Origin of the sequence: Chloroflexus sp. (assembly GCF_034435895.1) — a bacterium.
Lineage (GTDB): Bacteria > Chloroflexota > Chloroflexia > Chloroflexales > Chloroflexaceae > Chloroflexus.
The window spans coordinates 1-16,599 of the sequence record NZ_DAOTWH010000305.1; the positions used below are offsets into that span (position 1 = coordinate 1).

Here is a 16,599-nt window from a genome sequence, read left to right on the forward strand (position 1 = left end):
GCGGCTTGCGCGAGCAAGGCCGCCACATCGGCAACGCGAGCCAGCGCCGGTGGACGGCGAGCTGGTGCAGGAGCGCGGGTTGGTTTGCGCACGGCGATTTTAATCATAGCTGTTTTGTTACCGTAGAGGACGCTAAGGCTTGCATGGGAACCTCTCCGCCTCACGACCGCTATTGCCACCCCCGGTAGAGCGCCAGTGCGATCTGCTGGCCGATCTGCTCAGGCCGCATCCCCGACGTTAACCGGAACGCGCCGCCGTCAAGCGTCTCGATTGCACCGGCGCTGCTCAGGCCCACCGGCACGCCCTCTTCTGCTAGCAACCGGCTCAACTCAGCGACTAGCGCCGCTCTGACGCGCTCGCGGTCAATTGTCCCAAAGCCGATCAAGACGATTTCCGCAATCTCTATCTCAATCGCAACCTCCATCGCACACCCCATCAGCAGCCGTCGCTAATACCCCCACCCGCGCAATTCCGTCTCGGTCAGCGGTTTGTCTAATTTGGCATATTCGCTGTGCGCTGCGCTCAAGATATGGCGCATTGTCACCGGTTCGCCGGCATCAGCGGCCAGAAACGCGGCATTCACGGCGATGCTGCGAATGTTGCCGCCGGCTAGATTCAGTTGCGCTAGCCGCGTCCAATCTAGCTCGGCCAGCGGCGTAGCGGGCGGGAAGACCCGCTGCCAGATGCGCCGGCGTTGCGCCGCGTCGGGGAAGGGAAAGTTGACAATAAATCGGATACGGCGCAGGAAGGCGGTGTCAATCGCTTGCTTCATATTGGTGGTGAGAATAGCCAATCCGCGGTACGCCTCCATCCGCTGCAAGAGGTAGCTCACTTCGAGGTTGGCGTACCGATCGTGACTATCTTTCACTTCGCTGCGGCGGCCAAATAGCGCATCGGCTTCGTCGAACAACAGAATCGCGCCCCCGCCTTCGGCAGCATCGAAGATGCGGCGCAGATTCTTTTCAGTCTCGCCGATGTATTTGCTCACCACCGCGCTCAGGTCAATCCGGTAGAGATCGAGCCGTAGCTCGTTGGCTAACACCTCGGCAGCCAACGTCTTGCCGGTACCGCTCGGCCCGGCAAAGAAGGCGCTAATCCCCAACCCGCGTTCACCGCGTTGACCAAAACCCCACTGCTCGTACACCCGACCCCGCTGGCGCACATGCGCGACCATCTGGCGCAGCGTTGCGATGTGCTCGTCCGGTAATACGAGATCGTCCCAACCCACCACCGTCTCGATCCGCTGAGCCAACCCGTCGAGGCGGAGACGGGCCTGCCCGCGGCAGGCTTCCCACCAATCGGCGGCAGAATCGGTCGTGACCGCCAAGCCGGCAGCGCGGATGGCGTTGGCATTGAGGGTGAACTGGGCCAGCAGCGGTTCGAGTTGGCCATTGAGAGCCAGACCGCGTTCACCCAGTATCTGTTGCCAGAGCGACCGTTGCTCGGCACGACCGGGTTGCGGCACATCAACCCGCACGATCAGCCGGTCGCCGGACGGCAGCGGATCGGCGCTCGCCAACAACACCATGCCCTGTACCCGTTCCAGCCACCCAAGCCACGCGCGCGACGTGTCGCCGTCGTCCACCGCGATCAGTGCCAGCGCGCCGCTCAACGCCGCTTCTCGCTCCCACAGGCGGGCCAACAACTCTTGCTCGGCGGGGCCGGCGGGCACATCTTCGCCCCGCAGCCGGTACACTGCCCGCCCCAGTCGCTCGCCAATCGCGGCGGCAATCGCCTGCCGGCTGAACGAATCGCTGCCGCAGATCTGCACCGGCGGCGGTGCAGGTTGCTCTGCCCACAGCGTTGCAATCCGTTCCGCGAGTTGCCGTTGCGAGGCTGGCAGCGCCACTGCCGGATCGAGCAGGCGCACTAACGGTTGCAAGCGCCGGTCGAGCGTCGCCACACCGAGCAGGTAGTACAACACCCGCTCGTCAATCCGTAGCGGCGCAGTCGCGAGCGGCTCACCCTCGGCCACCTCGATCAATCGCCAGTGACGCAACGGCGCCGTCGGCGTCACCGCGCTCCAGTGCGCGGCGGGCAACACCGCCAGCGCCAGCCCGATGGTCGGGCGGTAGCGGTGCGGATCACCCTGCGCTGTTGCACAGAGCGTTGCCAAACCGCTATCGAGCTCCACCCCCGCGCAGAGCAGCAGCAGTTCGGTCTCGAACTCGGTCAAGCCAAAGATGATGTGCAACCGCTCGACCGCCGGCAGCGCAGGCATAGCAACGCGGGCGGCCGCCAATGCCTGTTCGGCTGCGCGCAACCGCGCCTCATCGCCCTTCGCGGCCAGCCGCTGCTTCGTTACTTCAAGCGCCGCACTCAGATAACGCTGGTTGGCTGTCACCCACTCGATTGCCGTGGCTGTGCTCATGGGATGATCACCGTTGGCCCGCTAAATCCGCTTCCGTTTACGTCAAGTTGACTTTCCGCCCCATCTACCTGCACCCGCACCAGATAGGTTCCCGTCGGCACGATGTCTGTCGTGATCGTGAGCGTCACATCAGTATTGTTAGGTGGAGGCGCCGGCGCGCGCGCCGGCAGCGGCAAGGCAAACGAGCGCGGTGGCCGGGTGGCCGGCGGCGGCGTTTCGTCGAGCAAGAGCGTCACCCGCTGCTGTTTGCCCACCGGCGGCGTGAGGGTAAGGGTGAGGGTAACATTGCCGTTGCCATCACGCGGGCCGGCAGTGGCGCTGACTATTGGAGACAAGATGAACGCTGCCACATTCGATTCGACCCCACGGTGCGGGGTGGGTGGCGTGCCGAGTCGTAGCCGGTGAACCACCTGCACTACTTGCACGCCGGCCCGTAAGCTCGCCGGCAGCGCGACAATGATCTGCGTGCCGGTCATCTGATCCGGCGGTACCGTCACCTCAGTCTCGCCAAGCCGGATCACGACCTCATCACCGCGCAACTGTTGGCCGCGGATCACGAGCCGGTAACCGGGCAAGATCGGCTGCTGGAAGCTCACCGGATCAGTTGCGGTGGCTTGCGAGCCAAGTTGGGTGATGCGCGGCTGGCTGAGCGACAGCACATAGAGATTGCGCCGGCGCACCGGCAGCGCCTGCCGGGTAGGCCGCCGGCTCTCGATCAAGACCACTGATGCTTGGTAGGCCACGGTGGGCCGGTACGGCGATTGCATGCTCGACCAGATTTGCGAGACCTGTTCGAGGCTCAGCGGTTCGGGAGCAATCTTGATCTGTTCGATCTGATCGGCTAGATCAGCCGCTACCAGACTGGCGCGGGCCGATCCCGGCAACGCAACGCCGCTGACCGGCGCAGGCGGGGCTAGCGCAATGCGGATAGCGTCGCGGGATAGCACCGGCGTCTCGTGCAAGAGCTGCATCGCATAACCCAGCAACAGTTCGGCCAGATAGTCTTGGTCGGTGTAGGCGGTCAACAAATAGTGCAGATCGAGCGCCAGCGGCGGATCGCTGATCAAATCGCCGCGTCCCGAACGCGACGGCAAGCCATAGTTGCGCCAGCCGGGGTTGTAGCTCACGTGGTAGAGAAAGAGGTTGAGTTGGCCGCTATTAGGGGTAAAGGCGGCGAGGGCCTGCGCCGGCGCCAAGACGCTCACCGTCACATCACCGAGCGCGCCGGTGAGGTCGTGATCGATCAGACCGTCTTGCAGCAGATCGCGCAACACGGCGGTAACAGCGGCAATCGCCAGCGCATTGCTCATCGCGTTCCTCCCTCACGCCGGCGCAGATACTCATCAAGACTGAGCCTCGGAGCCGGCGGTTGCGGACGGGGGCGCGATGACGGTGGTGGCGGCGGCACGGCGCGTACCTCCACCCGCCCGATGGTCACAGTGATGCGTGGCGGATGCGTTGGCGCTGCCGGTTCGCGCGGCGGCGCCCCCGGTTCGCGCGGCATAACCGGCGCTGGTGTAGAGGGAGGCAGAATGTCCGGCGCTACTGGTTCGTGAATCGTATCTAGAGCACTATCCGGCTGGAACGAAACGACGGGAGCCGGCGGCACCGCTGGCGATGCGGCGGCAACGTCCGGCAGTCGCGGTGGATTAACGGCGCTGGCTGACGCCGGCAACCCGCGCGGCTCGACGAAATCTGCCAGACTCGCCGGCGCAGTGCGCTCGCTATGCGCCTCGCTTACGCCAAGATCAGGCGAGATACGTTCCGGCGCAGCAGGCGGAGGCGCCGATGGACGCCGTAGCTCGCTGCAGGTGGTTGGTGGTTGCCCCCAAGCCGGCAGCGGGGCTAATGGCAACGGCAGAACTTGCCGGCGTTCAACCGGCGGGATCGCGCTGGCAAGCGGTGCAGGAGATGGCTCCACCCGCACCGGCAGCAACCCCGGCGCAGCCTGATCACCCACCTGCGCCGGCGGCGATCCCAGCGTGACGCGATCATCCACCTGAACCGGCGGCGCCCCCGGCGCAGCCTGATCACCCACCTGCACCAGCGGCACGGCCACCTCACCGCCGAAGGACGCAACCAGCTCGAACCGGGCCGGCAATCGCGGTTGCACCGCCCTAGCCAGCTCGCCGAAACTGCGCGCCAGCAGATTAGCCAGCGGATCGTTCATCGTTCACCATCTGCAAATACAAGGCGCGCCGTTGCGGGCTCAGCGCCAGAATCTCGCTCTCGCGCCAGCCGTAGGCGCGCGCTAGCGTATGCACATCGCGCAACAACCGCCGCGCCCACCGATCCAATTCTTGCCAGACAAATCCCGCGACATCGAAGGGCGCGGCCCACGTGTGACCGCAATCGGGACAAGCCAGCTCGATCCGCAGATCGAGCAGCGGATCGGCGTCCGCCATCGCAGTCGCTACCACCGCCAATGCCTCATCGGAAAACGTAGCCGGCGCATCGATTAAACAGCGTTCGATGAGACGGCGAGTGACAGCCGGGCCGGGCGGCAACCCCAGCAAATCGACGCTAGCCGGCAGGCGAAAAGCGAGTTGTTGGCCGCCAACGTCAAGTGATTGCACTGCTGTCGCCGGCGCTAACGCCCGCAAAGCTGTGGTCGCCAACAAAAACTCTAACCGGGTCGCGCAGACTGGACACACTGCAACACACTCCATCTGCGCGCCAAACAGCCATTCCCGCACCAGCAACAGCAGCGCATCGCGCGCGCCCACCGGCAACTCAGCGACGGCTGTCTCTGGGAACAACGGCGCTAACAGCGCCAGTACCCGCGCCAGCGGCGGTTGCGCCGCGCCTGCCTCCCAAATGTCGAGCAACATCGCTGCGGAAATGGCCATCGTTCACCTCATGAACGCAACGGCGCCAATATGCGGTATGGACACTGAATCAGTGCACCCATTCCCGACCTATTGCGGTTCAGTGAAGCTCGGCTCGTCCGGTTCGCCAAGGGCGTAATCGCGTTCCCAACCCTCGTTTTCCAATTTGATGCTCTGGATGGCGACCGCATTGGCGTTGGCGTCGAGTTCAGGCAGAGCCTGATACTCCGATACCCAACAGCGATAGACCCGGTAGGCAATAGCCAGTTGGCCGGCCTCGTTGTAGACCTCAATAATGATGTCTTTGCGAAAATCCTTCAGCGAGACTTCGGCCCCTAGTCCAGAACCGTAATTCCAGACCTTATTCGCCCACTTCTCAAATTCGGTGTCGTGCGTCACACCCCGCTCAAGCGTGATCGGTTCATACTTGGTGCGGCCCGGCGACTTGCGCACATTGCTCGCATCGCCACCCTCCCGATGCTCGACCACCTCGGTAGTACGCTTCAACGCCGACACCTTGCTGATCCCGGCCACGTACCGGCCATCCCACTTGATCCGGAACTTAAAGTTCTTGTAGGGATCGAACCGCTGCGCATTGACGCTAAACTGAGCCATACGCTATTCCCCCTGTACGGGCGCAACGTGTTGCGCCCCCTCTGTTCTTACTCCACCTGCCCAGCTAACTGCTGAATCTTGATAATCACAAACTCAGCCGGCTTCAACGGCGCAAAGCCCACCACGATGTTCACCACACCCATATTGATGTCGGTCTGGGTCGTTGTCTCGCGGTCACACTTCACCAGATAGGCTTCGCGCGGCGAACGGCCCTGAAACGCGCCTTGCCGGAAGAGGGTCTGCATAAACGCGCCCACGTTCAGCCGGATCTGCGCCCAAAGCGGCTCATCGTTCGGCTCAAAGACCACCCATTGCAGACTGCGGTAGAGCGTCTCTTCGATAAACAATGCCAACCGGCGCACCGGGATGTACTTCCATTCCGAAGCCAACTGGTCAGCGCCGCGATAGGTGCGCGCGCCCCAGACCACATTGCCGCTTACCGGGAAGGTGCGCAGACAATTGACGCCAAGCGGGTTGAGTTGGCCCTGTTCGCCATCGGTCAAGTTCACCGCCAACGCTCGCACGCCAAACAGCGTCGCGTCCTGCCCCGCCGGAGCCTTCCACACCCCGCGCTGGGCATCAGTGCGGGCAAAGACACCGGCCACCGCGCCGCAAGGCGCAAACTCTTCCAGCCGGTTCTCGCGCAACGGGTCAGGAATCTGCACCCGCGGAAAATAGATCGCCGCATGATCGTCACGCGCCACCGCTGCGCTAAACGTGCCGATCCCCCCCACCGCCGCAGCGATGCTCCGCCAGCTCGCTGGCGCATCAACAATTAGAAACGCCCGCTCGTCGCGACAAAAACGCAGCGCCGCCGTCCACACCGATTCGGTCACATCGGTATCACGGGCAAAGGGCGGAATGCAGAGCAAATTAAAGAGATCGGCCTTGCGCAACGCATACATGCCGGTCTTAGCAGCGAAATCACCTAAATACTGGGTGTGGGTCAATGCGCTCCCGTCCGTGCCATTCGTGGCCGGCGCCGCATCGGCCACGACGGCTGGCCGCACCGTCGGAAAGGCGCCGGGATGCGGATCAGGCACGCGCAACAACAGCGACTCTTGGGCCAGCACCGTACCAACATAGCGCGGCGCCACCGGATTGATCGACACATTGCGAAACGTCTCGCGCCGCGCCGCCTGCACCGGATTCGTCCCCGGAATAATCTCGACGACGGTCAGATTAAACTCATCGGGTTGCACTGGTTCGCGGGTCGCATGGTCAATGCTGATCCGCAAATGATTGCCCCATGCGCCTTCGTTGCTCGCATCCAGCGTCAGATTATCAGTCCCGCTCGCGGGCGAAAGATTGAAACGAGCCGCAGTCGCGCCATTGATCAGGCGCACAATTAAGGCATCAGTGCCGCCGTTGAGGAAGAAATGTTGCACCGCATAACTCATCGTGCTCGCTTCCCACAACCCGCCAAAGAGCCGCTCGTAATCACCAAAGTTTTGGATCCGCACCGGATCATGCACCGGCCCGCGCCGCGCCCGCCCGACAAAAGCGGTAATCGACGTCGCCACCCCGGTGATCGTGCGGACACCGCTCGGCACCTCCTCAATGTAGACACCCGGATACGACAAAGTGACCGGCATACTGTTGCTCCTTGCGATAGACCGAAACGTATCGCTCGTCCGGCGCCATGGATGATGGCAGCGCAACCCGATTGTGCGGACGGATCATGCCGTTGTTGGCGATAGCAGCCTACGCTGCATCGCGTCCAATCAGCACCTCAACCGTCACCGGCTGCGCCATTGGATTGGAAAAGACAAAATCGAGATTAGCCGCGCCCAGCAACGCCACTGCCCCGGCGCCGATCAACAGATGCGGGCCGTCGAGCGTGATCGCGCTGCCGCCATCAACGGTATAGGTCAATGGCGGCGTGGCATCATACCGGCTCGCCGAAATCAAGACAAAGCGCACCGTCCCACCGCCCGACGGCGCAGCGAAATTGGCTTGGCCCGGCGTAGCGCCGCTAGCCGCCGCGATCTGCACTTGGCCCTTCAAATAGACATCAACCGGCAGCGTCTGGGATTCGGTCTTCCGCGGACCCCCGGCCACAGCCACGCTCAGCGTCCACTGAATACTTTCCGGCATACGCAACCCCCTCCTCGCACACACGTCACGGCGGACAACAAGGCATCGGCGGGCACTACCTGAAAGGTATCAGGCGGATATCAACTGGGCTGGAATATGACCGAGAAAAGGAGAAGTAAGGGGAATGGTGAGAGTGTTGTGATTAGCGGAGCATTTTCTCGGTGATTAAGATTGCTCTTATATTATAGATATGCCGTCAAGATATAAGACAGTTCAAACTATTAAAACAATTCGCCGGTGTCCTATTGGACAAACGCGACGCCACCACGATTTTGCCAACGATCACATTTAAATCGTCATTGTCCGGCGTGGCCAAGCAATCCCCATCGAGCACGAGAGAGATACGCTTAGACATTTTTGCCGCTGAAGCGGGAGATTGCTTCGGGCACTGCGCGCCCTCGCAATGACAGCAGGAGAACGGGTGATGGTTCACCCTCACCCCCTCCCCCTCTTCCACTGGCGTGGGCGAGGGGCGCTACAGTGTGCCGCTCAATGGCGCCGGTCGCGAAGACACGGCAGCTCCCCCTCGCCTACCGTCAGGTGGGAGAGGGGGCCGGGGGGTGAGGGCCAACAACCCGCGCAGCGGGCTTTGTACCCCTAGCCCTGCCCTGAAGGGCCGGGCTCCCCGTACGGCGATCCATCTTCGCAACGTTCAACATCTCACAATGTAAACTCCTAGATTTTACCCCTATAAGCGAAGCGATCTCCATTACGATTGTGCAAAGCGACAACATATATTTCCGAATATTGCCCGATCTCACTTGATCCCACGCCTGCATCGCCCCATGTACCGAACAGTTGTTCACCATCTGACAGTTGAACAAGGAACTTTCACCTTAGCGGTTTTGTGATAAAAACCACAATTTTATTCAAATTTGTGCATTTCATCACAATTATTTGTTATCAAATCAGACGCTCTATCCAACCAAATTTGTACTTTTTTGCCCAGTATTACTGTGCAGCGAATGGGCAAAATGTGGTATGATAGAAATCGGAGGTTTCAACCTTCGAGGCAATCACTAATCGTACAAATTCGACCACGTTTTCAAAAGGAGCAATCAGCAATGCCCCGCCGACACGCTGTCTGGCCGGCCAATCTGCCGGCTATCGAGCCGACAACTGCTGCGGAGGAAGCAACGACGCTGCCCGCAACCGAAGATCCAATGGCCGTACTACGCTACGAGCCGCTCCCCGATCTCGACCCGGAACAGGCGCGCCGGCTGCTCTCCACCCCTGCCGAGCAGCCTGTGGCCGAGACGAAGAAGCTGCCGGCTCGTCTTCGCCCTAAGACCACCAAGCACAAAGGGATTACCCGCATCGATCACCCGGCTAAGCGCACCTTTGGCTATTTTGTGCGCGTGACGTGGAACAAGCAGCGCCGGAGCAAGTTTTTCTCGGATTCGGTGTATGGCGACCGGCTGGCCGCTTTGGCTGCCGCTATCGAGTGGCGCAACGCCACCGAGCGCGAGTTAGGCAAGCCGCGCACCGAGCGGCAAGTGATTGGCGTTTCCCGCACCAGCACTGGTATTGTTGGCGTGCGCCGCACGATCAAGGATGGCCGCGAGGTCTACGAGGCAACGTGGCGCGACGGCAACCGCATCCGCCGCACCTCGTACTCGATCGCCAAGCACGGCGAGCGCCGCGCCCTCGCCCTTGCCCGCCGCGCCCGCGAGAAGTATGAGCGGATGCGCCAGCGCACCCCCACCGGCGACTGATCGCGCGCGTCTTTGTTGATTGCTTCTCAGACCCCTGCGCCAGTGCAAGGCGCAGGGGTTCTGTTTGCGCCGGCAACTGTTACTAGAACGCAACCAATTTAATGGGTGAAAAATCGCAAAGTCGTCTTATAATAATGAACAGATCAAGCGCAACCGGAAGGAGAGAGCCGTGCGTTCTGAGGTTGAACTTGCCAGTGCTACCCACGGCATCGGTGAAGATGCGAGCGTTGATGTTGGCAATCGTCTGCGCGCCCTGCGCGAGCAGCGCCGGATGTCGATCCGCGCGCTGGCCGAAGCGAGCGGGTTGGCTGTGAATACGCTCAGCCTGATCGAAAATGGCCGCACCTCGCCGAGCGTCAGCACGCTTCAGCGCCTCGCGATGACGCTGCAAGTGCCGATCAGCGCCTTTTTTACGCCTGATGTGCCCCAACAGCGCGTGGTCTTCACCCCTGCCGGTCAGGCGACAGCGACCCTCTTCCCGCACGGCGCGCTCACCGATTTAGCGCCCGGCTTAGCCAATCGTACCCTCGAACCGCTGTTGCTCACGCTCGATCGCGGCGCCGACAGCGGCCCCGAGTCGATCGTCCATACCGGCCAAGAGTTTGTGTTTGGGTTGAGCGGCAACATCCTTTATACCGTCGCCGATCATACCTACACCATCGGCCCCGGTGATAGCCTGTTGTTTGAGGCGGTGTTGCCCCACCGCTGGCACAATCCCGGCCATTCACCAGCCCAAGCGTTGTTGGTCTTGTGCCCGCTCGAATTACCGCGCAGCGCTCTCGAGCGCCATGGTCGTGTTTAAGCGAAGGAGTTGGTGGTATGCAGATCCGAACCTTGCATCTGAGTGAAGATGGCGTGAGCCGCACTGATGACGCGATCGCCTTGATCCGCCATGCACCCGGCCAGATTACGCTCAACGATCGAGAGGTGTTGGCGATCCGCCCGCTCGACCGCTGCACGCTGGCGCTTGAACTGCTCGGCGAAACGCGCTATCTAGCTTCAGCCGATTACTGGCACGCCCTCTTCGGCCAGCGCACTGCCGAAGCGCGTGAAGCTGGCTGTCTGCTCGGCCATCTCGATAGCCTTGCAATCGCGGCTCATCGCGTACTCGAAACGGTCGCCAGTCTCGATCAGCTCCCGCCTGAGGCGCGCGTCGCTCTTGACAACCTGCGCACTGCGCTGAACGATCTGAAGGTGACGATGCCGCGGTGAAAAGATGTCAAATGAGCCGGTAGTAGTGCGGCTGTGGCTAAGCCGCACTACTGGCTTGTTATGACCCGGTGCGCCTGCTCGCCCCCGGAGCGCGGGCCGCTGGTCTGCCTTGTGCTCACCGCACGGGGCGCGGGTCGCTGGCCCGCTCGCCGGACAGGCGCCGCACAGCCGTGCGGCTTTACACGAGGGTTACTCTGGGATCAATGGCGGCGGCAGCAAGCCTGATACCTCTAACCCGATTTTCCAGTGCGCCAGCACGGCCAGCAACAGCAACGCCACGATAAACCCGGCTATCCCCGGTAAGGCCAATTGCCGCGCGTGCCGCACCCGTCCGCTCAGACCGGCAAAGGCGCTGATCGGTAGCGCCACCGCAAAGGTCATCACTCCCGTCACCCCAATCACGCTGAGCAAGACCAGCGGCCATGCCAACACCGCTTGGTTGGCGGCGATCGCTGCCACCACAAGGCCCACCGCGCCGATCACGATTACCAGATCGCGCCAGCTCCCGATGGGCGCTTGCTCGGCAGCCAGCAGATCGGGCGGTAGAAAGGTGTGATTGGCGACCAATAGCAACCCAACTGCCAACGCCGAGCCAAACCCCAGCCCGGTCACAAGGCGCAGATCGTCGCGCGGCGGGTACGCCGGCGGAAAACCCAGCTCGGCAACGGTTGAATTCAACCCATCAATCCCCATCACCGCCATCAGGCCAATCAGCGTCAAGCCGATCGGCAACGGCGGCAACCTCCCGGCCCGCATCCGGCCCAACGCTGCCATCACTCCCAGCGTCACCATCAGCCCAAGGTAGATGCCGCTATCGCGGGCGCAGAGCGGAAACTGCACTCCGCCTGAGATCAAATTGTGACTTTGCGCGCAGATGCCATGCATTGCAAAGAAGAGCCGTCGCTCCCAATCCAATGCCGTTGCAATTGTCGGGAGCAACGCGAAGAGGATGATCAAACCAAGCCCGACCAACGGCCCGGGCCAATCGAGTCTACGCTGTACTGTTGTGGTTGGAGCCATACCGTCCTCTTGCCCTCATCTCTCCAACGCAATAATCGCTGCGCTCGCTTGCCCATTAGCCACCGTTAACCGCGCCACCGACAATCCCGCCCCTCGCGACGCGCCGGCAGTACCCGGATTGAGAAAGAGCACCCCATTGTACATTTCGTACAATGGCCGGTGGCTATGGCCAAAAATATAGACCTGCGGCGCCCGGCCATCAACCGTCTTCGGTAACGATTGCACAAGATGGCGGGGCTGGCCGCCAATGTGGGTCAGATAGATCACAACCCCCTCGCGCTCGATCCAACGGTGCGCTGGATAAGCGCGGGCTAGCGCCGTCCCCTCATCGGTGTTGCCGTGAATGGCCAATACCGGCGCAATGGTCGCGAGCCGATCGAGGATGGCTTCATGGCCAATATCGCCGGCGTGCAAGATCAGCTCAACCCCGGCTAATGCCGTCAACGCCGCCGGCGCCAGCCGGCCATGCGTATCCGAAATAACGCCGATCTCCATGGTTTCCCTCACGTGTGGTAGCCGGTACGCCTTGCATGCTTTGAGCGTCCGTATCCCCTCGCCCGCGCTTGCCCTCTCGCGCTATGCGAAGAACGAGCGCATAGAGACACCCTCTCTCAACGGCCCACGCCTAATCCGCAGGTTGCCAACGGCTTAGTTCCGCCACTAATTCAGCCACTCCCGCCTCGATCCGGCGAAACGCCTCAGCGGCGGGCAAAAAGGGTATGTCGGGCGTTTGCCAGTACCGGATCCGATCCTCCCACCCCGGAAAGCGTTGCTGCATCAGCGGGCGATGCTCGCGCTCATCCAAGGCAATCGCCACAGTCGCTCGCCGCAGATCGGGTTCGGTCAAGGCTATTGGCAACCGGATTTCGGAAGGCGGTGGAAAGCCGCGTTGTTGTAATTGCATAAGAACGTTGGGCCAGATCGGCCCCTGATTGGAAGCCGAGAGCCGCAACCCGCGTGAGTCGGCTTGCCAACCGGGTACCCGCATAGCGTTGAACAGCAGCTCGGCGTAGCGGCTGCGGTAGTAGTTGCCGGTGCAGATAAAGAGAACGGTGCGCATTGGTTGCCTTTGCCTCGTGCAGATGATTGCGAGCGCGGGTCTGAAAACGCATTGACGATTGTTTATGCAACCCACACTGGCATCGTCACTACACTATGCCTCCTCCGCCCCAGCCGCCAACTGGTACTGCCCATATTCGCGCTCGCACGGCGGCCCATCAGTAGCATACAACGTTTGGGCCGTCACATCCATGATGATCGAAGCGACCGATTCGTAATATTCATCGGGCGGATCGGCGGGATCAATGTGGAAACAGACCGAATAGGGATGGCGATCATGGTCGCGTAATGCCGCTTGTACGCTCGCTAGCGATTGCGGACGCGGCGCCAGCAGCGCTTGCAAGCGCGCTTGCCGCCATTGCGAATGCGGCACCCGCTCGATCACGCGTTCGACAATGCCCAAGGCCGCCGGATCGTTGAAGTGATTGGCGTGGATCAGGCAACCGCCGGCGCACCCGCTCACGGCTACCGTTTCCGGCGCCGCCTCGATATTGATCACCTGATCGGGCGTTTGGGCAATGAGGAAATTGGCCGAACCGGCCCGCGCTTCCGCCGTAATCACCGTCTGCGCCTCGGCAAGGGTGCGCGCGCGCAAGATTTCATAACAGCGCACGTGAAACGGTCGCCGCAAGCTAGCCCAATCGTCAGCCGTACTGCTGAGCCCGTTAATCAACAACGCCAACCCCGCCGAATTCAGACCGATCTTGCCGCCGAAAATGCCGGCTTCGGTAAAGGCCAGCGTGCGCAGGCCGTCAGGTTCAACCGTCGCCACAATCGCGCCGCGCACGCCGGTGATCCAGTCCCAGTTTTCGCCTACCAGCAGATGGCCATCACTTGTCTCAGCGGGCAAGAGGGCAAACGCCGTACATCCGTCAGGCTTGGGTGGCGGACGATCATACTCGCGGAAATATTGGTAAAACAGTTCGTAGCGCACATTCAACGCCGCAATCGCCGCCAGCTCTATCCCCGCCCCATCGGCAATCCCGCGCATCCCAGCGGCATACGCCGGGTTTTGCCCGGCAATCGCGTCCGCATACCGCAGAGCGCGCCGCCATACTTTAGCGAGCGGCATACGCAATTCACGCTCGAAGCGTGCGGTATAAATACGCAGGTTGGCGGCAATCGCCTCGCGCAAGACGCGCCCGTGCCACCAACCCTGTGTGTAGGCATCGCCTGCCAGCTCAACCAACGGCAACCCGTTCACGTCACCTCCTCGGTCTGTTCACGCCGGCGCAGCACGATCCACACCGGCCCGCGTTGAAAGCCTAACCGTTGATTAATCTGCCACATCGGCTGATTGGTGCTGTCGTTGTCGGTACGAATCCCGGTCACACCCATCGCTTGGGCATACGCGATCGTACACAATTTTAGCGCCAGCGCAATCCCGCGCCCGCGGTAGTCACGCCGCACCGCCGTAAAGCCCACTTCTAGATCGGTCTCGTTATCGATCGTCTCAAGGGTGCTAATCCCGACCACCTGCCCATCAGCCATTGCCGCAAAACTGCCTTCCCACACCGCGCCATGGTCAGGCCAGTAGAGCTTGATCCACTGCTCGTAGGCGGGAATGGCTACTGGAAAGGCCGATGGTACATCACAGACGGTTTGCTGTTCAAATGCGTACAACTTGCGCCAGAAGCCAGCATCGGCAGCGGCGAGAGCGGCAAGGCTGCGGATTTCAATCTGCTGTGCTGTCACCCGCTCGATCGCGCCGCTGAAGGGAGCAGGATCAAAGCTCGCCACTTCCAGCCGCGAGAGCCATACCCGCCGGTCTTCCTGAAAACCGCGCCGAACCGCAAAGGCGAACCCGGCCTGCCAATCTTCGCGCACTTTTGCCAATACGTGGTGCGGTTGCAACGCCTGCCACGCCTGCTGCACATGCTGCCAGAGCGCCGCACCTAACCCGCGCCCTTGATACGCCGGATGCACGTAGACCAACGTCTCAATATGGTGTGAATCGGCGCACCACGTCGGCTGATAATATTCGGCATAGCCTGCCGCGACGCCATCAAGCTCGCCGATCGCCCGGTAGAGCGCCAATTGCGGGTTGTGCAACTCATCGCGAATCCGCCACTCGGTTGCATTGAGCGGTGCATCTGGCACGAGCGCGCTGTACACCGTCGCCATCGCATGATAATCGGTTTCGGTAGGTTGAAAAGGTCGAATTGTCATTATACATAATACCGGTATACGTAGGGACATTGCGGCGCAATGTCCCTACTACCGTTCCCCTTACCCCACATCCTTCACAAATTCGATCCACGCCGGTTGCTTCACGAACCCCAACGCTTCGTTAATGCTCAACATGGCCCGGTTGGTGGTCGCGTTATAGGTGCGCACCTCGCGGTAGCCGGCGGCTTTGGCGAAGTTCAACGCATGCACCTTCAGCGCCAGCGCCAACCCGCGCCGCCGGTAGCGCCGGCGCGTGGCGGTAATGCCGGTCATCAACACATCCGGCTCAGCATGCTTCCAGAGCTGGCTCACCGCCGCGATCTCATCACCGTCGAGCGCCAAGAAATAGCCTTCCGGGTAGAGGTGCGGATTGTCAAACACCGTCCGCTCCCACGTCGCCATATCAACCGGCGTGAACGGTTCAGGTTGCGGCACATCGGCCCGCATCTCGATCATCGCCTCGTAGAGGCGCTGGCGGGCATCGGGCAGGCGGGCCAGCCATTCGGTTAGGTTACAGATTGTGAATCCCTGCGCAACGACATGCGCTGGCGCCTCGGCAAACGGAGCCGGGTCAAACGCGCACAGGTCGAGCCGCGACTCCCACGTGCGCATCTCTTCGCGGAAGCCGCGATCGGTGAGGAAGCGCACGCTGCGTGCCTGATCTTCGCGGCAGTTGCTCCGCACCTGCAATGGCTGATGCCGTTCGGCCAGCTCGCGCATCAGCTCATCATAACAATAACTGCCGATCCCCCGCCCTTGCCATTCAGGCAGCACCGCGATGCTGATAAAGAATTTGCGCGGGTGGTACATCCACGCGGCTTGAAAATACTCAGCCGCCGCCACCACCGTCTCGCCCACCTCTGCCAACCAGCGCATTTCCACGCAATGCGCCGGACGGATCGCGTCCCAATGTTGAAGCTCTTCCGCTGTTTCGTGGCTATCAGGAAAAGCTGCATTGGCAATTGCCGCCAGCGCAGCGTAATCGGCCGCCGAACCAGCGAACGGTCGCAGACGCACCGCTTCTGCAAGCATATCCATTCCTCCGGGGTAAAGCTGCGCCATAGTCATCGTAACCGATCCAGCCGGCGCCCGCCATCAGCCCAGAGGCGCAATTGGCGTCACCCCATTCCCATGGTAATGATATGATAGAGCCGCACGTCCGTGCGGCTCTAACCCATGGCTCACCAACAAGGATCTCTACATGCCCATTCGCGCCCTGATCTTCGATTTCGACGGCCTGATGGTCGATACCGAAACCCCAGCCTTGCAGAGCTGGCAAGAAATATACGCCGAATACGGCGTTACCCTGAACGTTCACGATTGGGTGGCGACGTTGGGGGCAAACGCCGGCTTTGACGCTCATGCCCATCTGGTCAGCTTGCTCCGTGAGCGCGACCCCTTCCTAGCCGAGCGCGTCATCACCGAGCGCGACACGATTCTAGCCCGCCGGCAAGCGCGCAAAGATGCGCTCAGCGCCGATCAGCCGCTCTTGCCCGGCGTCGCCGAGTTGCTG

Annotated in this window: 18 protein-coding genes; 4 read left to right on the top strand and 14 right to left on the bottom strand. The window is 61.7% G+C overall.

Translation table 11 applies throughout. The features are described from left to right. Window positions 1–169: 169 nt before the first annotated feature. From U9R81_RS17065 to U9R81_RS17100, 8 genes are all read right to left on the bottom strand, one after another. Window positions 170–424 carry a hypothetical protein gene (locus U9R81_RS17065; RefSeq protein WP_322496625.1) on the bottom strand — a complete coding sequence of 85 codons (255 nt, stop codon included), beginning with the start codon at window positions 422–424 and terminating at the stop codon, window positions 170–172. A gap of 24 nt (window positions 425–448) precedes the next feature. Beyond that, window positions 449–2,371 carry an ATP-binding protein gene (locus tag U9R81_RS17070; RefSeq protein WP_322496626.1) on the bottom strand — a complete coding sequence of 641 codons (1,923 nt, stop codon included), beginning with the start codon at window positions 2,369–2,371 and terminating at the stop codon, window positions 449–451. Further along, window positions 2,368–3,681, bottom strand: coding sequence for a DUF4255 domain-containing protein (locus tag U9R81_RS17075; protein ID WP_322496627.1), 1,314 nt, complete (start codon window positions 3,679–3,681; stop codon window positions 2,368–2,370). Before U9R81_RS17075 ends, U9R81_RS17070 begins: the two co-directional genes overlap by 4 nt. Next, entirely contained in the window at window positions 3,678–4,541 is an 864-nt protein-coding gene (locus U9R81_RS17080; protein WP_322496628.1) for a hypothetical protein, read from the bottom strand. The genes U9R81_RS17075 and U9R81_RS17080 overlap by 4 nt, the downstream gene beginning before the upstream one ends. Beyond that, the gene (locus U9R81_RS17085; RefSeq protein WP_322496629.1) at window positions 4,522–5,220 is read right to left on the bottom strand and encodes a hypothetical protein; all 699 of its coding nucleotides are present in this window, start codon (window positions 5,218–5,220) and stop codon (window positions 4,522–4,524) included. The genes U9R81_RS17080 and U9R81_RS17085 overlap by 20 nt, the downstream gene beginning before the upstream one ends. A 69-nt stretch (window positions 5,221–5,289) precedes the next feature. Next, window positions 5,290–5,814 (bottom strand): phage tail protein, encoded by a 525-nt coding sequence (locus tag U9R81_RS17090; RefSeq protein ID WP_066791253.1) that lies wholly within the window; start codon window positions 5,812–5,814, stop codon window positions 5,290–5,292. Between the two features lie 47 nt (window positions 5,815–5,861). Continuing rightward, window positions 5,862–7,409, bottom strand: a complete 1,548-nt coding sequence (locus tag U9R81_RS17095; protein ID WP_322496630.1) for a phage tail sheath family protein — start codon at window positions 7,407–7,409, stop codon at window positions 5,862–5,864. A gap of 109 nt (window positions 7,410–7,518) precedes the next feature. Next, complete coding sequence (locus tag U9R81_RS17100) at window positions 7,519–7,911, bottom strand: hypothetical protein (RefSeq protein WP_322496631.1); 393 nt, start codon at window positions 7,909–7,911, stop codon at window positions 7,519–7,521. A gap of 1,064 nt (window positions 7,912–8,975) precedes the next feature. On the opposite strand from U9R81_RS17100, the gene U9R81_RS17105 reads away from it, so the two are divergent. The 3 genes from U9R81_RS17105 (at window position 8,976) to U9R81_RS17115 (ending at window position 10,838) form a co-directional block, all read left to right on the top strand. Next, on the top strand, window positions 8,976–9,626 hold the full coding sequence (locus U9R81_RS17105) for an AP2/ERF family transcription factor (RefSeq protein WP_322496632.1): 651 nt from the start codon (window positions 8,976–8,978) through the stop codon (window positions 9,624–9,626). Between the two features lie 169 nt (window positions 9,627–9,795). Then, window positions 9,796–10,428 (top strand): cupin domain-containing protein, encoded by a 633-nt coding sequence (locus U9R81_RS17110; RefSeq protein WP_322496633.1) that lies wholly within the window; start codon window positions 9,796–9,798, stop codon window positions 10,426–10,428. A 17-nt stretch (window positions 10,429–10,445) separates the two neighbouring features. Then, window positions 10,446–10,838: a hypothetical protein gene (locus U9R81_RS17115; RefSeq protein WP_322496634.1), complete on the top strand. Its 393-nt coding sequence runs from the start codon at window positions 10,446–10,448 to the stop codon at window positions 10,836–10,838. A gap of 189 nt (window positions 10,839–11,027) precedes the next feature. Here U9R81_RS17115 and U9R81_RS17120 read toward each other — a convergent pair whose 3' ends face one another. The 6 genes from U9R81_RS17120 to U9R81_RS17145 all read right to left on the bottom strand — a co-directional run bounded on the left by U9R81_RS17120 (window position 11,028) and on the right by U9R81_RS17145 (window position 16,118). Beyond that, window positions 11,028–11,858, bottom strand: a complete 831-nt coding sequence (locus tag U9R81_RS17120) for a DUF2085 domain-containing protein (protein ID WP_322496635.1) — start codon at window positions 11,856–11,858, stop codon at window positions 11,028–11,030. A 15-nt stretch (window positions 11,859–11,873) separates the two neighbouring features. Beyond that, entirely contained in the window at window positions 11,874–12,353 is a 480-nt protein-coding gene (locus tag U9R81_RS17125) for a metallophosphoesterase family protein (protein WP_322496636.1), read from the bottom strand. Between the two features lie 130 nt (window positions 12,354–12,483). Further along, a complete protein-coding gene (locus U9R81_RS17130; RefSeq protein WP_322496637.1) occupies window positions 12,484–12,918 on the bottom strand; it encodes a low molecular weight phosphatase family protein in 435 nt (144 codons plus the stop codon). Between the two features lie 93 nt (window positions 12,919–13,011). Next, window positions 13,012–14,121 carry a C45 family peptidase gene (locus U9R81_RS17135; RefSeq protein ID WP_322496638.1) on the bottom strand — a complete coding sequence of 370 codons (1,110 nt, stop codon included), beginning with the start codon at window positions 14,119–14,121 and terminating at the stop codon, window positions 13,012–13,014. Further along, window positions 14,118–15,086, bottom strand: a complete 969-nt coding sequence (locus tag U9R81_RS17140) for a GNAT family N-acetyltransferase (protein ID WP_322496639.1) — start codon at window positions 15,084–15,086, stop codon at window positions 14,118–14,120. Before U9R81_RS17140 ends, U9R81_RS17135 begins: the two co-directional genes overlap by 4 nt. A gap of 60 nt (window positions 15,087–15,146) precedes the next feature. Further along, the gene (locus U9R81_RS17145; RefSeq protein WP_322496640.1) at window positions 15,147–16,118 is read right to left on the bottom strand and encodes a GNAT family N-acetyltransferase; all 972 of its coding nucleotides are present in this window, start codon (window positions 16,116–16,118) and stop codon (window positions 15,147–15,149) included. A gap of 169 nt (window positions 16,119–16,287) precedes the next feature. Here U9R81_RS17145 and U9R81_RS17150 point away from each other — a divergent pair. Next, on the top strand, window positions 16,288–16,599 hold a 312-nt coding region (locus U9R81_RS17150), incomplete at its 3' end, for an HAD hydrolase-like protein (protein ID WP_322496641.1).

Excerpts from the sequence above, each read along its gene's own strand:
- U9R81_RS17085 (WP_322496629.1), bottom strand. The coding sequence starts at position 5,220 with ATGGCCATTTCCGCAGCGATGTTGCTCGACATTTGGGAGGCAGGCGCG.
- U9R81_RS17120 (WP_322496635.1), bottom strand. The coding sequence starts at position 11,858 with ATGGCTCCAACCACAACAGTACAGCGTAGACTCGATTGGCCCGGGCCG.
- U9R81_RS17115 (WP_322496634.1), top strand. The coding sequence starts at position 10,446 with ATGCAGATCCGAACCTTGCATCTGAGTGAAGATGGCGTGAGCCGCACT.
- U9R81_RS17080 (WP_322496628.1), bottom strand. The coding sequence starts at position 4,541 with ATGAACGATCCGCTGGCTAATCTGCTGGCGCGCAGTTTCGGCGAGCTG.
- U9R81_RS17070 (WP_322496626.1), bottom strand. The coding sequence starts at position 2,371 with ATGAGCACAGCCACGGCAATCGAGTGGGTGACAGCCAACCAGCGTTAT.
- U9R81_RS17125 (WP_322496636.1), bottom strand. The coding sequence starts at position 12,353 with ATGGAGATCGGCGTTATTTCGGATACGCATGGCCGGCTGGCGCCGGCG.
- U9R81_RS17130 (WP_322496637.1), bottom strand. The coding sequence starts at position 12,918 with ATGCGCACCGTTCTCTTTATCTGCACCGGCAACTACTACCGCAGCCGC.
- U9R81_RS17100 (WP_322496631.1), bottom strand. The coding sequence starts at position 7,911 with ATGCCGGAAAGTATTCAGTGGACGCTGAGCGTGGCTGTGGCCGGGGGT.
- U9R81_RS17090 (WP_066791253.1), bottom strand. The coding sequence starts at position 5,814 with ATGGCTCAGTTTAGCGTCAATGCGCAGCGGTTCGATCCCTACAAGAAC.
- U9R81_RS17095 (WP_322496630.1), bottom strand. The coding sequence starts at position 7,409 with ATGCCGGTCACTTTGTCGTATCCGGGTGTCTACATTGAGGAGGTGCCG.
- U9R81_RS17145 (WP_322496640.1), bottom strand. The coding sequence starts at position 16,118 with ATGCTTGCAGAAGCGGTGCGTCTGCGACCGTTCGCTGGTTCGGCGGCC.
- U9R81_RS17065 (WP_322496625.1), bottom strand. The coding sequence starts at position 424 with ATGGAGGTTGCGATTGAGATAGAGATTGCGGAAATCGTCTTGATCGGC.
- U9R81_RS17140 (WP_322496639.1), bottom strand. The coding sequence starts at position 15,086 with ATGACAATTCGACCTTTTCAACCTACCGAAACCGATTATCATGCGATG.
- U9R81_RS17105 (WP_322496632.1), top strand. The coding sequence starts at position 8,976 with ATGCCCCGCCGACACGCTGTCTGGCCGGCCAATCTGCCGGCTATCGAG.
- U9R81_RS17075 (WP_322496627.1), bottom strand. The coding sequence starts at position 3,681 with ATGAGCAATGCGCTGGCGATTGCCGCTGTTACCGCCGTGTTGCGCGAT.